The organism is Streptococcus dentasini, from assembly GCF_053206945.1.
In genome coordinates this window covers 44,825-57,195 of sequence record NZ_JBRUHS010000005.1, presented here as the reverse complement: position 1 = coordinate 57,195, position 12,371 = coordinate 44,825, and the positions used below count along the sequence as shown (strand labels likewise).

Annotated in this window: 16 protein-coding genes; 12 read left to right on the top strand and 4 right to left on the bottom strand. The window is 40.4% G+C overall.

Translation table 11 applies throughout. The annotated features are described in order from the left end of the window. Positions 1-4 precede the first annotated feature (4 nt). The 5 genes from lacF (at position 5) to ACVR1G_RS05340 (ending at position 4,822) form a co-directional block, all read left to right on the top strand. Positions 5-319: a PTS lactose transporter subunit IIA gene (gene lacF / locus ACVR1G_RS05360; RefSeq protein ID WP_447452169.1), complete on the top strand. Its 315-nt coding sequence runs from the start codon at positions 5-7 to the stop codon at positions 317-319. A 2-nt stretch (positions 320-321) separates the two neighbouring features. Next, on the top strand, positions 322-2,028 hold the full coding sequence (locus ACVR1G_RS05355) for a lactose-specific PTS transporter subunit EIIC (protein WP_447452168.1): 1,707 nt from the start codon (positions 322-324) through the stop codon (positions 2,026-2,028). Between the two features lie 11 nt (positions 2,029-2,039). Continuing rightward, the gene (lacG, locus tag ACVR1G_RS05350; RefSeq protein WP_447452167.1) at positions 2,040-3,446 is read left to right on the top strand and encodes a 6-phospho-beta-galactosidase; all 1,407 of its coding nucleotides are present in this window, start codon (positions 2,040-2,042) and stop codon (positions 3,444-3,446) included. 193 nt (positions 3,447-3,639) lie between these two features. Continuing rightward, positions 3,640-4,536, top strand: coding sequence for an aldose 1-epimerase family protein (locus ACVR1G_RS05345; protein ID WP_447452166.1), 897 nt, complete (start codon positions 3,640-3,642; stop codon positions 4,534-4,536). Positions 4,537-4,552: 16 nt separating this feature from the next. Next, complete coding sequence (locus ACVR1G_RS05340; RefSeq protein WP_447452165.1) at positions 4,553-4,822, top strand: DUF3884 family protein; 270 nt, start codon at positions 4,553-4,555, stop codon at positions 4,820-4,822. A gap of 93 nt (positions 4,823-4,915) precedes the next feature. Here ACVR1G_RS05340 and ACVR1G_RS05335 read toward each other — a convergent pair whose 3' ends face one another. Further along, a complete protein-coding gene (locus ACVR1G_RS05335; protein WP_447452164.1) occupies positions 4,916-5,116 on the bottom strand; it encodes a helix-turn-helix domain-containing protein in 201 nt (66 codons plus the stop codon). A gap of 377 nt (positions 5,117-5,493) precedes the next feature. Between ACVR1G_RS05335 and ACVR1G_RS05330 the strand changes: the two genes are divergently transcribed. The 7 genes from ACVR1G_RS05330 (at position 5,494) to ACVR1G_RS05300 (ending at position 10,664) form a co-directional block, all read left to right on the top strand. Then, positions 5,494-6,090 carry a hypothetical protein gene (locus ACVR1G_RS05330; protein ID WP_447452163.1) on the top strand — a complete coding sequence of 199 codons (597 nt, stop codon included), beginning with the start codon at positions 5,494-5,496 and terminating at the stop codon, positions 6,088-6,090. After that, positions 6,077-6,934 carry a hypothetical protein gene (locus ACVR1G_RS05325; protein WP_447452162.1) on the top strand — a complete coding sequence of 286 codons (858 nt, stop codon included), beginning with the start codon at positions 6,077-6,079 and terminating at the stop codon, positions 6,932-6,934. The genes ACVR1G_RS05330 and ACVR1G_RS05325 overlap by 14 nt, the downstream gene beginning before the upstream one ends. A 241-nt stretch (positions 6,935-7,175) precedes the next feature. Continuing rightward, a complete protein-coding gene (locus ACVR1G_RS05320) occupies positions 7,176-7,691 on the top strand; it encodes a hypothetical protein (protein WP_447452161.1) in 516 nt (171 codons plus the stop codon). After that, positions 7,682-8,986 (top strand): hypothetical protein, encoded by a 1,305-nt coding sequence (locus ACVR1G_RS05315; RefSeq protein WP_447452160.1) that lies wholly within the window; start codon positions 7,682-7,684, stop codon positions 8,984-8,986. The genes ACVR1G_RS05320 and ACVR1G_RS05315 overlap by 10 nt, the downstream gene beginning before the upstream one ends. 8 nt (positions 8,987-8,994) lie before the next feature. Continuing rightward, on the top strand, positions 8,995-9,291 hold the full coding sequence (locus tag ACVR1G_RS05310) for a hypothetical protein (protein WP_447452159.1): 297 nt from the start codon (positions 8,995-8,997) through the stop codon (positions 9,289-9,291). A gap of 25 nt (positions 9,292-9,316) precedes the next feature. After that, positions 9,317-9,637: a hypothetical protein gene (locus ACVR1G_RS05305; RefSeq protein ID WP_447452158.1), complete on the top strand. Its 321-nt coding sequence runs from the start codon at positions 9,317-9,319 to the stop codon at positions 9,635-9,637. A gap of 307 nt (positions 9,638-9,944) precedes the next feature. Beyond that, positions 9,945-10,664: a Sir2 family NAD-dependent protein deacetylase gene (locus ACVR1G_RS05300; protein ID WP_447452157.1), complete on the top strand. Its 720-nt coding sequence runs from the start codon at positions 9,945-9,947 to the stop codon at positions 10,662-10,664. Positions 10,665-10,913: 249 nt separating this feature from the next. Here the strand turns inward: ACVR1G_RS05300 and ACVR1G_RS05295 are convergent, their stop codons facing one another. From ACVR1G_RS05295 to ACVR1G_RS05285, 3 genes are all read right to left on the bottom strand, one after another. Then, positions 10,914-11,315, bottom strand: coding sequence for a PaaI family thioesterase (locus ACVR1G_RS05295; RefSeq protein WP_447452156.1), 402 nt, complete (start codon positions 11,313-11,315; stop codon positions 10,914-10,916). Positions 11,316-11,326: 11 nt separating this feature from the next. Further along, a complete protein-coding gene (locus ACVR1G_RS05290; RefSeq protein ID WP_447452155.1) occupies positions 11,327-11,692 on the bottom strand; it encodes a thioesterase family protein in 366 nt (121 codons plus the stop codon). Positions 11,693-11,820: 128 nt separating this feature from the next. Then, positions 11,821-12,267: a DUF1694 domain-containing protein gene (locus ACVR1G_RS05285; RefSeq protein WP_447452154.1), complete on the bottom strand. Its 447-nt coding sequence runs from the start codon at positions 12,265-12,267 to the stop codon at positions 11,821-11,823. Between the last annotated feature and the right edge of the window lie 104 nt (positions 12,268-12,371).

Below are 12,371 nucleotides of genomic sequence, written 5' to 3'. Positions count from 1 at the left end.
TACCATGAACAGAGAAGAAGCAACTCTACTGGGGTTTGAAATTGTGGCTTACGCTGGGGATGCACGTTCAAAATTACTTGAAGCTCTAAATGCAGCCCAGCTGGGAGACTATTCTAAGGCTGATGAACTAGTATCAGCGGCAGAAAGCTGTATTGCCGATGCGCATAACGCTCAGACAAGTCTTTTAACGAAAGAAGCGCAAGGAGATGCTATTGAGCTAAGTGTCACATTGATGCATGGTCAAGATCATTTGATGACAACCATCTTGCTGAAAGATTTGATGAAGCACCTAATTGAACTGTATAGAAGAGGGAGTTAATTATGAACACATTGATTGCTCAGATTGAGAAAGGAAAACCTTTCTTTGAAAAGATTTCCCGGAATATCTATCTGCGTGCTATTCGTGACGGCTTTATTGCTGGTATGCCGGTTATCTTATTTTCCAGTATCTTTATCCTAATTGCCTACGTTCCAAATTCTTGGGGGTTTCATTGGAGTAAAGAGATTGAAAATCTTTTGATGACGCCCTATAACTATTCTATGGGTATTCTTGGTTTCTTTGTTGCAGGAACAACAGCCAAGGCTTTGACAGATTCTATGAATCGTCAGCTAGAAGATACCAATCAGATGAACTTTATCTCAACGATGTTGGCCTCTATGGTTGGATTTCTTATCATGGCGGCAGAACCTGCCAAAGAAGGCGGCTTCCTAAGTGCTTTTATGGGAACAAAGGGGTTGCTGACAGCTTTTATCGCAGCCTTTATCACGGTTAACATTTACAAGGTCTGTGTCAAAAATAATGTGACCATTCATATGCCTGAGGAGGTACCACCTAATATTTCCCAAGTCTTTAAAGATTTGATTCCATTCACCTTGTCAGTTGTTGTTCTTTATGCTCTTCAGCTGCTTGTTCAGCAGTTCCTGGGGGTTAATGTTGCCGAATCAATCGGAACTCTCTTAGCACCTTTGTTCTCAGCTGCGGATGGTTATGTCGGAATTACCTTTATCTTTGGAGCTTTTGCCTTCTTCTGGTTTGTCGGTATTCACGGTCCTTCTATTGTTGAACCGGCTATTGCAGCTATCACTTATGCTAATGCAGAAGTTAACCTCAACCTCCTGCGCGCTGGTGAGCATGCGGATAAGATCCTGACTTCAGGCACACAGATGTTTATCGTTACCATGGGTGGTACAGGTGCGACACTTGTTGTTCCTTTCATGTTCATGTGGTTGACTAAGTCAAAACGTAACAAGGCTATCGGACAGGCTTCTGTCGTACCTACTTTCTTTGGGGTTAATGAACCGATCTTGTTTGGTGCGCCTCTTGTCCTCAACCCAGTTTTCTTTATTCCATTCATTTTAACACCGATTGTCAATGTTTGGCTCTTTAAATTCTTTGTGGATACTTTGGGAATGAACAGTTTTACTTCCAATCTGCCTTGGGTAACACCAGCGCCTCTTGGTTTGGTTTTGGGAACGAATTTCCAAATTCTATCCTTTATCCTTGCCGCCCTTCTAATTGTGGTCGATGTTGCCATCTACTATCCATTTGTTAAGGTCTATGATGAACAGATCTTGGCAGAAGAAGCCTCAGGTCAGTCAACTTCTGATGCCCTCAAAGAAAAAGTTGCCGCTAACTTTGATACTAAAAAAGCAGATGCTATTCTTGAAAATGCCGGTGCTACAGAAGAAGCGGCAGATAGCACAATCACCGAACAAACAAATGTCTTAGTTTTATGTGCTGGTGGTGGGACCAGCGGTCTCTTAGCTAATGCTCTCAATAAGGCAGCAGCAGAATATGGAGCACCTGTTAAAGCAGCTGCTGGCAGCTACGGAGCCCACCGTGAAATTCTGCCGCAGTATCAGTTAGTTATTCTGGCACCGCAAGTGGCCTCTAACTACGATGATATGAAGGCTGAAACAGACAAACTTGGTATTAAATTAGCTAAGACTGAGGGAGCTCAATACATCAAGCTGACGCGTGATGGTCAGGGAGCTCTGGCCTTTGTGAAAGAGCAATTTAAAGATTGAGAGGTCATAAAATGACTAAAACATTACCTAAAGACTTTATCTTTGGTGGTGCAACTGCTGCTTATCAAGCAGAAGGGGTCACCAAAGGAGAAGGTAAGGGTCCTGTTGCTTGGGACAAATATCTGGAAGATAATTATTGGTACACCGCAGAACCTGCCAGCGATTTTTACCACAAATATCCTGTTGACTTGAAATTGGCCGAAGAATTTGGCGTCAATGGTATCCGCATTTCTATTGCCTGGTCGCGGATTTTTCCGACAGGCTTTGGAGACGTTAATCCTAAGGGAGTTGAGTTCTATCACAAGCTCTTTGCCGAATGCCATAAGCGTCATGTTGAACCTTTTGTGACCTTGCACCATTTTGATACGCCAGCAGCCCTCCATGCTAATGGAGACTTCCTCAATCGGGAAAATATGGATCACTTTGTTGATTACGCAGAGTTCTGTTTTAAAGAGTTTCCTGAGGTTAACTACTGGACAACCTTCAATGAAATCGGTCCCATTGGTGACGGTCAGTATCTGGTAGGAAAATTTCCGCCGGGTATTAGGTATGATTTGGCCAAGGTTTTCCAATCTCATCACAATATGATGGTCTCGCATGCTCGTGCGGTTAAACTTTTCAAAGACGGCGGTTATTCCGGTGAAATCGGTGTCGTACACGCCTTACCAACCAAGTATCCTTACGATCCGTCTAACCCAGCTGATGTGCGTGCCGCGGAGCTAGAAGATATCATCCACAATAAATTTATCCTTGATGCCACTTATCTGGGGGAGTACTCGGATAAAACCATAGAAGGAGTCAACCATATCTTAGCTGTCAACGGTGGGGAGCTGGATCTGCGCGATGACGATTTTGCAGCTCTTAAGGCTGCCAAGGACCTGAATGACTTCTTGGGCATTAATTACTATATGAGCGATTGGATGCAGGCTTTTGATGGCGAAACGGAAATTATTCATAATGGTAAAGGCGAAAAAGGCAGCTCTAAATACCAAATTAAAGGTGTCGGCCGCAGAGAAACGCCAACCCATATTCCAAAAACAGATTGGGACTGGATTATTTACCCGCAGGGTCTCTATGATCAGATCATGCGCGTGAAAAAAGATTATCCTAATTATAAAAAGATCTATATCACCGAAAATGGTCTTGGTTACAAAGATGAATTTATCGACCATACCGTTTATGATGATGCTCGCATTGACTATGTTAAGAAGCACTTGGAGGTTCTTGCGGATGCCATTGCTGATGGTGCCAATGTCAAAGGCTACTTCATCTGGTCCTTGATGGATGTTTTCTCATGGTCCAATGGCTATGAGAAACGCTATGGTCTTTTCTATGTTGATTTTGATACGCAGGAGCGCTACCCTAAAAAGAGTGCGCACTGGTATAAAAAGTTAGCTCAAACCCAACAAATTGACTAATCAGTATATCTTATTGGTTTTCTATCTTGTAACTTTCAAATATTCTCCATTTATTAATTGAAATCTCCACCTAATAATATAACCTAACCCTTTTCTCAATTTCAGAAAAGACCGTAGCCAGACAAGAGTCACAGTGTTTAATTGGGGCTCTTGTCTTGTTTTGATTGAAAATATAAGCTAAGTGAGGACCATCATGACGATTACATTAAAAAATGACGAATTGGCCGTTCAATTATCAGAGTTTGGCGCTGCTCTGACATCAATCAAGGACAAGGATGGGCTTGAATATTTATGGCAGGGGAATCCTGAATACTGGAGTTCTCAAGCTCCGGTACTCTTCCCTATCTGCGGCAGCTTACGAATGAATTGGACGGTTTACAAACCAGCAAACCGCCCGCATTTTACGGGCAGTATCCCTAGACATGGATTGGTTCGCAAGGAATACTTCACGGTGGATGAAATCTCTGATGATACTGTTACCTTTTCGATAAGGCCGACAGAAAAAATGCTGAGAGCCTATCCTTATCATTTTCATTTGAGCATTACGTACTGTTTATCAGGTAAAAGAATTCAAACGACCTATCAGGTAGCTAATGAAGAAACAGACAAAACTTTACCCTATTTTATTGGCGGTCATCCAGGCTTCAACTGTCCCCTGCTGGAAACTGACAGATATGACGATTATTATCTTGAATTTGAAGAGGAAGAAACTTGCACAATTCCGCGTTCATTTCCAGATACGGGACTGCTAGATCTCAATGACCGACTCCTCTTTTTAAATCATCAGAAAAAGCTTGACTTGGATTATCGTCTATTCTTCCGTGATGCACTGACTCTGGATCGACTTCAGTCTCGCAGTGTCACTTTATGTTCTCGTAAACATCACAAAGGCGTTCGATTAGATTTTCCGGATTTTCCTTATCTGGTGCTCTGGTCTACTGTCAACCAAAGTCCTTTCATCGCTCTTGAACCGTGGAGCGGACTATCAACATCCTTAGACGAGTCTGATTATTTTGAGGATAAGCGCAATGTTAGTTTGGTTGAACCCAAGCAAACTGATTGCAAGTCATTTAGCATTAGTATCCTTTAGAAAGCAGGTACCTATTATGTTAGAATCTTTAAAAGCTTTGCGAAATAAATCTATAGCAGCTGCTTTTGAAATAGTTTACCTGATTACTTTTAAAGATAAGTCTCATATTCCTCAAGTGACCAAGGAAATCAAATCCCTTGCCAAATGGTATATTACCAGCGGTGAGGAGTGGTACTGCCATTCCGATGAATCTCTAGAAGAGTTTAAGAAAAAATTTCTAACCCTCACGAGTCTAACTGAAGATCAGGTAATCTTTAGCCAAGACCATCTTTCCTTTTCAAAATGATAAAGGAAAATAAAAGTCAGCAAATTAATATAAAACATAAAAAACAGGTAGATTTATACCCAAAGTAGGGAAAATCTGCCTGTTTCTTTTCTTCTAATCAGGAATATACTCAATGATGTCTTCAACAGGTGCCTCAAGAGCTAAACATAAATTATCTAGGGTTTTGGTCGTAATGGCTTCACCCTTTTTCATTCTGTGGATGGTGTTAGCACTGATTCCATATTTGACAATCAATTCATATTCAGTCATTGATCTTTTAAATAAGGTCTCATAAAATGGCCGATATGAAATCACGCTTACACCTCCTAACGACTATGATAGGTGTAAGATAACACACTTATTGTGTTGACTATAGTCAACTCTTTGACTATAATTAAAACGAATTACTTTCAGCAAAGGAGTAATTCGTTTCTATTCTATCGAGATGGCCTGTTATCAAAAAAATTATAACTACTTCCGAAAATTCTCGTTTTAGATATCATAACTACTTAAGAATACTGATGGGACATCATTTTAAATGATAAAATTTTGGCTTTTAGAGTTCCCTTTGCAAATTTTGCGGATTGAGGAGTTTGGGCAGATTATGAGAGGTTAATGATCTTTTAACTTTATGTTTTTCTATAAGAAAACTACTCTTAGTTCATTTGTAAAATAACATAAGGAGGTGCTCCATGGAAACAGAGAAAAGAAATAAAAAAATATGGATAGGATTAGGTATTATAATTAGCTTGGGAATCCTAGTCTTTGGAATCATAGGAGGTAAATATTATATGGATAAAAAACGAGAAGAAGAATTATATAAGCGTGGATTTCGCCTTTTGGAAGAACAGATAGCTGTCTATATTAAAGAAAATTATTCTGGTGTTAAGAAGGTAGAATTTACAGATATAAAGGAATATGAAGATTCGTATACATTTGTAAAAATAATTATTACCGATAAGTATGGTGACCGTCAGGTAATTGATAACGGTGTTAATGGTGAATACGGAACCAGTGAAGGATTATATGCATTAGAATATGGTGTAGATGGGAAACCAATTATTTATCTAGAAGATATTGACAAGGATAAAGAGATAGACGTATCGGACTATGAGTCTTTGCCTGATAAAGCTAAGTTAAAAACTTCTGAATCTATCGATTTTAATATTGAAATGTTTAAAAAAGGAGGTTCAATAAAAGGTGTGACCAAGGATAAAAAAGGAAGCCCTGAAGTTCAAATTGTCTATAATTTAAAATATGGAGGGATATTAAAGTATGGTAATGACTGATGAACAGATTCAAGGTGTTCAAGATAAAACAAGACCCTTATTAGAGAGTGATAATCCTAAACAGCAAGCCATTGTTAATGGTGAACAACCATTAGAAATTGATGGACAACATTACATGGTGGTTAACCATACGAATAATGAGGACATCAATGGGCAGCCCAATGACAATACGCAAGCTTTGGCAGTAGCACCATGTGATAAAAATGGGCACAACATCGATTACGATAATGTGACAATTACTGTTGGTGGAACGCAACCAAGTAATCCATCCTCTTTGGGGAATGCTTTATTTCACAGCAGATTTGAGTTAACTCAACAAACTGAAGCGGTGGACAATTTTACTTCTGAGACTATGGATATTGCAGCTGCTCATGGCGGTAAAGTCACAGCGATATCAGGTCATAGCCAAGCAGGACCTGCAGCGGCTAAGGTAGGTGCTAACCACCATATTGGCAAAATTGTTAATTTTCAACCTTGGGGAGGTAAAGGTGCTGTCGATAGTGGTTATTTTTCAAAAGAAGAACTGAAGCACCTAAATAAACATTGCCATGTCTACACTGATACTGGTAAAAATATTGTTATGGGGGATGGTAACGGTGGCGAAATAGGATATGGCAAAAGAATAGCTGCTGAGGGAAGCAGCCATAAGGTTGGATTTTTTCATATCAAAGGCAATGGTCCTGATGTGAATTGGTACGTCAAGCACCACCAATTCTGTTCTGGCATGACTAAGGAGCAGGCCAAAAAGGTCGCCATGGTTCTTTTAAGAAGAAGCGCAAGGTCAAAGCTAAGCCAACCTCGACAACTTCACTGGGTCTCAAGCATAAGTTCGATAACAAGCTAGACTTTAAAGACCTGCTCAGGCACTACAAGGGAGCGAAAGACTACTTATAATAATATTCTTAACGAATCTTTAATTTTATGTTATCTTATAAGGGAACTAGCCCTAGTTCATTTGTAAAATAACATAAAGGCGGTGTTTTATGGCAAGAGGTAAAACAAGACACAAGGCTTTATGGCTTGTGTTGGGTGGTTTTATTAGTGTGATTGTTTTAATTATCGGAATAATAGGAGGACGCTATTATATGGAAAAGCAAAAAGCGAAACAGCTTTACCAGCATGGATTTAGGCTGTACGAGGAACAGATTGCGACTTATATTACAGAGCATTATTCAGGTGTGAAAAAGATTGAGTTTTCACCTATTTTTATCAGACGAGGTGGAATGCAAAACGGTCGTATTGTACCAGTAATTTACGATGAGAATGGCAATAGAGCTTATCTAGGTCGAATGATCGGAAACAATGGGTTTATGGACTATGGGCTCCATGATGGCTTAGAGTTAAATCGGGATGGTGCTACAGATGAAGAAATTATTGAATTAGAAGATTTTGATGCAGATAAGACCTACGATGTATCAGAATATCAAACATTACCTAAATTCGCTAAATTAAAATCTCACTCTACTATTGACGAGAATATTGAAGCGCTGGTTGGTGACAGGCAATTAAAAGGTATTAAAAAATCAGATAAGGGAAGCCCTTCTGTTGAGATTGTTTACAATACAGAAATTAAAGAAGGAGATTATACCAAATGGCATTAACAGATGAAAATATGCAAGACTTACAGGGAGTTACTCAAGATTGGTGTGAACTCTCTAAAGGTGCAAGAAGAAAAGTTGGAGGTCAAGAATATGAGATAGTAAATACTTCTACAGGCACCACCCAAGCTGTTGCAGTAGCTCCAGTAAACAAAGATGGTTCGGTAGATTACGAACAAACCTCAATAGCTGTCTATGGTACCCAGCCTGGAATCAATGACTCAACAGGTAATGCGATTCAAGCTTTTGGTGGAATGACACCCCAGTATGATGATGTTGAAAAGTTTTATAATGAGACCGAAAAGAAGGTTGATAACCACGGCGGTGAAATCACTAACATGTCTGGCTACAGTCAGTCTGGTCCTGCTGTTGCTAAAGTAGCTGCCGACCATAAAGTGGATAAAGTCACCAATTTTGCGGACTGGGGAGCTCAAGCAGCTTATGATAATGGAGATATTACCGAGGAAGATAAAAGGTATTTGGATAAACATGCCACTATCTATACTGATTCTGGTAAAGATCTAACTTGGCTCAATAAAGGTGGAAAAATTCCTTATGGTAAAAAGGTGGTTGTTGAAGGTAAACATGACCTCAATCCCATAAGTGACCATGATTTTGCTTATGCTCATATCAAAGGCAACGGTCCTGATGTGAATTGGTACGTCAAGCATCATCAATTCTGTTCTGGCATGACTAAGGAGCAGGCCAAAAAGGTCGCCAAGTACCAAGCCAAGCATGACCATAATCCCTTTAAGAGTACTCAGGATTATCTAGATGAGTACAACGATACCTATGGTTCTTTTAAGAAGAAGCGCAAGGTCAAAGCTAAGAAAAGCAAAGCTAACCAAAACCTTTCAGTAGATAAGAGCAAGATGAAAAATGCCAGCGTCAGTGTCTTGACCAAGCGCCTTGCCTCTGTCTCCGGCTCTGAGAAAATCCTCCTGAAGAAGGAGCTTTTGACCTCTCTGGCCAGTGAAATCAAAGAAGATGTTCAGGCTCAGAAGAAAAAGGTAACGAAGAAACAGGAAGAAGCTAAAGAAAAAATTGAGAAGATTATCGAGCGTACTCGTACACAGGCTCTTGAGATTGCTAAGACACTGCCCGCTGGAGAAGTTGAAGCCCTGTTATCGGAGCTCTCCCTTGGGCAAGTCTGGCAGTCTGGGGTTGAAGCGGAGAATGAGACTCAAGCCCACCAGTTTGCCTCTAAGGTCACACAGTTATCAGAAAATCTGACGACTGCGGCCGACCGTATTGAAGAGACTGATAGGGAAGACGCTCAACAGATTAAACTGCTATAGGAGAGAAGATGGCAAGCTTAGAAGAAGAGATGACCGCTTTAGCTAAAGCGCAGGAGGAGTTCCAAAAAGAACAAGAACGTATCATGATAAAAGCCCTGGTCTTAACAGCCAAGGCAGAGATCCAAGAGATTGGTGAGGAACTAAAAGCTGATTTAGAAACTCTGGGAACAAAGATGAAATCCAAGATTGCTTCTAAAGTCAGGTCTAGTTTGGAGGCGGCTCTTCAGGGACAGGCAGCCGATGCTGCTAAGAATCAGGTCGCCAGTTTACCCGAACCTCACTTTACCAATCCTGTTAGTCGTTAATGAATTTGATAAGGAGGTAAGAGAGATGTCTAACATGAGTTTTGATGAATTAGCGGAAGCATACGCGGGACGTATGAACGCCTACAGTGGAGCTGATCAACAGCTGTCCGATATACAAATGGAAGCGAGACAGACCTTTGAAGCTCACCAAGATATTCTGCTGGATGCTCAGAAACGGCTGTCCGAAGACAAGAAGGTTAAGTCCTATATCGCTGAATTAGAAAGCAATCTCAATGAGTTTTGCCAGCAGCTCCAACTTAAAGGACAGGAACTAATGGAGATGAGAAACGGGGAAGAGAGAGTATTTAGACAAAGAGCGGCCTTTTACAACCGCGATTTGTGGTAGGCGTCAAGAATGATTGGTAGCGTGTCACTGAGCCTGAAGCGAAAATATTCTTATTAGAAATAATCAGCTCTTATTTTATAAGGTATACCATATAAAAACGAACAATGATAAATTTCAAGTGATTAAAATTCTATCTTTGTTCGTTTTTCCTGTACTCGTAGCTAGAGTTTAGGTATCAAACTTTTTTTAAAGCTATCCATTGGCAATATCTGAGATAGATTCCATAGCCCTTTAAGTGTGACTGTGGCCTGAAAACGCTAAGGCTTTCGTTTCGTAATATAATAAAACTAAAAGATAGGAGGCAGCTATGAACCAAAAAGACCTCGAAAAACGTATCCAGTTAGCTCAGAACCCTCTCGTTGTAACGGGTGCAGGTGTCTCGACTCTATCTGGAGTCCCTGACTATACCACCATGAAGGGAACGAAGCTCCATGAGCGTTATTTTCAGGCCCGTGAAATTTTATCACGTCCCTTTTTCCAAGCTTATCCTAGAGAGTTCTGGCAGTGGCATAAGCAACAATTTTTACAAAGATTGGAGCCTAACAAGGTTCACCGTTGGATAGCTAAGCAGGCGGTTCCTGTTCTGACACAAAATATTGATGGCCTTCACCGTCGGGCCGGTTCAAGGGATATTATTGAATTTCATGGCAAAGCCGACATAGGGATTTGCCAAAGCTGTTTTCAAGAAATTGATTTGCGGGATGATCAAGCTATCATAAGACATATCCACGCCCTGCTAACCAGTGATCCTATGGCTATTCTAGCAGATCATGTTGACACGGAAATTGTCCTCTATGGTGATGCCATTGATCCTGACAATTTAGCCTTGGCAGCTCGTTGGACTCAGTTCAGTGATCTGATCATTGTAATTGGGTCAACTTTGGAAGTCTACCATTTGGCAGGCCTCGTTCTGCAACAAGATCCTGCAAAAATTATTTGGCTGGATAAGGAAAAAAATGAGGTGGCAAGGAGCCACCCCGATATCCCATTTATTCAGGAAGATTTTAGAGATTTTTTTGAAGATTAGACTTGTTCGAAAACTAAGGCATTTCATAATTGGTAATACTACAAATCAACTTAGCTTAACCATTTTAAATGTTCGGAGTAAAGTTTAGGACTAGGATCTTTCGTATGCGGTTTTCATGAGTTTATACCAGTTTTGGTTACCGAACAAGTCTATTAATAATAGGAGCGCTTAAAAGGCGCTTTTTTAGTCAGATAGTACTCGGTTGTCATTGTCCTAATCTCAAACTGACTGTGGTTGATCACACACTTCCTACTGGATTGTTTCTTCCTTATGCTGGCCAGTTACGTACATGGTAAAACTAGCCTTGGCCACGAGTTCCCTATCTTGATTATTAATGGTGACATCGATGACTTTGGTGGTTCTGCCGTTATGAATGCAGCTACCTTCAATAGTTAGCTTGTCCCCTAAATTCCCTGACTTTAGGTAGTTGATACTTGATTGCAGAGTCACCGCATCAAAACCTGTCGAAATGGAGACTAGGCCGCTGATTTGGTCACACATGGCAAATAAATAGCCACCGTGCGCGTGGCCGTAGTAGTTAAGAGAAGAGCTGACAATTTCAGTCTTAATCACAACATGACCAAATTCAAATGTGTCAATGGTACCATTCTCAAAAATTTTAATTTCATGTAAGTAGTGCTCGGTTGTCATATTTATCTTCCTTAATGATTCAAATGGTTTAAAAATTGTTGGGCATCGATAGCGACGCGCTGATGTTTGGACTTGCCAATCAATTTTTCCTCTACATAAGCTTCAATATCAAATTCAAAATGACGACCCTTTACCTGGTAGTGTTTAACAAAGACCGTGACCTTGTCACCTATTTTGCTAGCAGCCAAATGCTGAACATCAATAGCTGTTCCTACAGTTGTCTGCTCCTTAGGCAAAAGGTGCGCAATTGCTAGGCAGGAAGCATTTTCCATAAATGCCACGAGAGCTGGTGTTGCTAGAACATTCAGAGATCCTGAGCCAAGGACCTTGGCGGAGTGCTGCTCATTTGTCATGTAAGTGTGCTTAAATATTGTCATAATAGTCCCTTCTTGTATTCATAAATAAGGGTGCAATAAGATTGACCAGAATAGAAAGTGATTAAGGCAAGGAGAAGTTCGTTCAGCTTATCTAAAAATTTCTTGATCTGTTGATAACAGTTCCTAGCCTATTTAAACAACCTTTTCCAGAACCCTTTACTTGCGTCTGGAGCTGCTTGCTTGGTTTCAAAGTAGGAGGAGAAGACTTTAAAAATATCCGTTTCTTCCTGATTGACAGCTTTGTCCGTATGAACGATAAGATCAAAAGGGTGTATCCCTTTCTCATTAACATTAGTAAAACTAACTCCAGCCTCTTGAGCCATCTTCATATAGAGCAGCTGGTTGCTTTGGGTAAGATTGGGGCAGGACTTAACTTTAACCGTACTGTACTGGGATTTGAGACTGGCTAAAATCTTTGGGAAAGCTGTCTTAACATCATCGCGATTGCCCATATTTTTGTCAACTGTCAGTAAGATTCGCTCCCTGAATGTTCCTAAGTACTGCCTCATTTCATCAGGATTTATCCTAGTTTCACCGGAGGCCGCGGTCCTCAATTTCTTTTCTAAATTGTCCATAGTATTACCTCTCTTATCACCATTTTACCACAAGATTGTTGGAAGAGATAAATAGGAAAAGAAACTGGGATAAAGCACGACTTATAATATTATTTATAATGTCA

Bases quoted from the DNA above. Each gene is read 5' to 3' on its own strand.
- ACVR1G_RS05340 (WP_447452165.1), top strand. From the start codon at position 4,553: ATGTTAGAATCTTTAAAAGCTTTGCGAAATAAATCTATAGCAGCTGCT.
- ACVR1G_RS05315 (WP_447452160.1), top strand. From the start codon at position 7,682: ATGGCATTAACAGATGAAAATATGCAAGACTTACAGGGAGTTACTCAA.
- lacF (WP_447452169.1), top strand. From the start codon at position 5: ATGAACAGAGAAGAAGCAACTCTACTGGGGTTTGAAATTGTGGCTTAC.
- ACVR1G_RS05305 (WP_447452158.1), top strand. From the start codon at position 9,317: ATGTCTAACATGAGTTTTGATGAATTAGCGGAAGCATACGCGGGACGT.
- ACVR1G_RS05330 (WP_447452163.1), top strand. From the start codon at position 5,494: ATGGAAACAGAGAAAAGAAATAAAAAAATATGGATAGGATTAGGTATT.
- ACVR1G_RS05285 (WP_447452154.1), bottom strand. From the start codon at position 12,267: ATGGACAATTTAGAAAAGAAATTGAGGACCGCGGCCTCCGGTGAAACT.
- lacG (WP_447452167.1), top strand. From the start codon at position 2,040: ATGACTAAAACATTACCTAAAGACTTTATCTTTGGTGGTGCAACTGCT.
- ACVR1G_RS05300 (WP_447452157.1), top strand. From the start codon at position 9,945: ATGAACCAAAAAGACCTCGAAAAACGTATCCAGTTAGCTCAGAACCCT.
- ACVR1G_RS05295 (WP_447452156.1), bottom strand. From the start codon at position 11,315: ATGACAACCGAGCACTACTTACATGAAATTAAAATTTTTGAGAATGGT.
- ACVR1G_RS05310 (WP_447452159.1), top strand. From the start codon at position 8,995: ATGGCAAGCTTAGAAGAAGAGATGACCGCTTTAGCTAAAGCGCAGGAG.
- ACVR1G_RS05325 (WP_447452162.1), top strand. From the start codon at position 6,077: ATGGTAATGACTGATGAACAGATTCAAGGTGTTCAAGATAAAACAAGA.
- ACVR1G_RS05290 (WP_447452155.1), bottom strand. From the start codon at position 11,692: ATGACAATATTTAAGCACACTTACATGACAAATGAGCAGCACTCCGCC.
- ACVR1G_RS05355 (WP_447452168.1), top strand. From the start codon at position 322: ATGAACACATTGATTGCTCAGATTGAGAAAGGAAAACCTTTCTTTGAA.
- ACVR1G_RS05320 (WP_447452161.1), top strand. From the start codon at position 7,176: ATGGAAAAGCAAAAAGCGAAACAGCTTTACCAGCATGGATTTAGGCTG.
- ACVR1G_RS05345 (WP_447452166.1), top strand. From the start codon at position 3,640: ATGACGATTACATTAAAAAATGACGAATTGGCCGTTCAATTATCAGAG.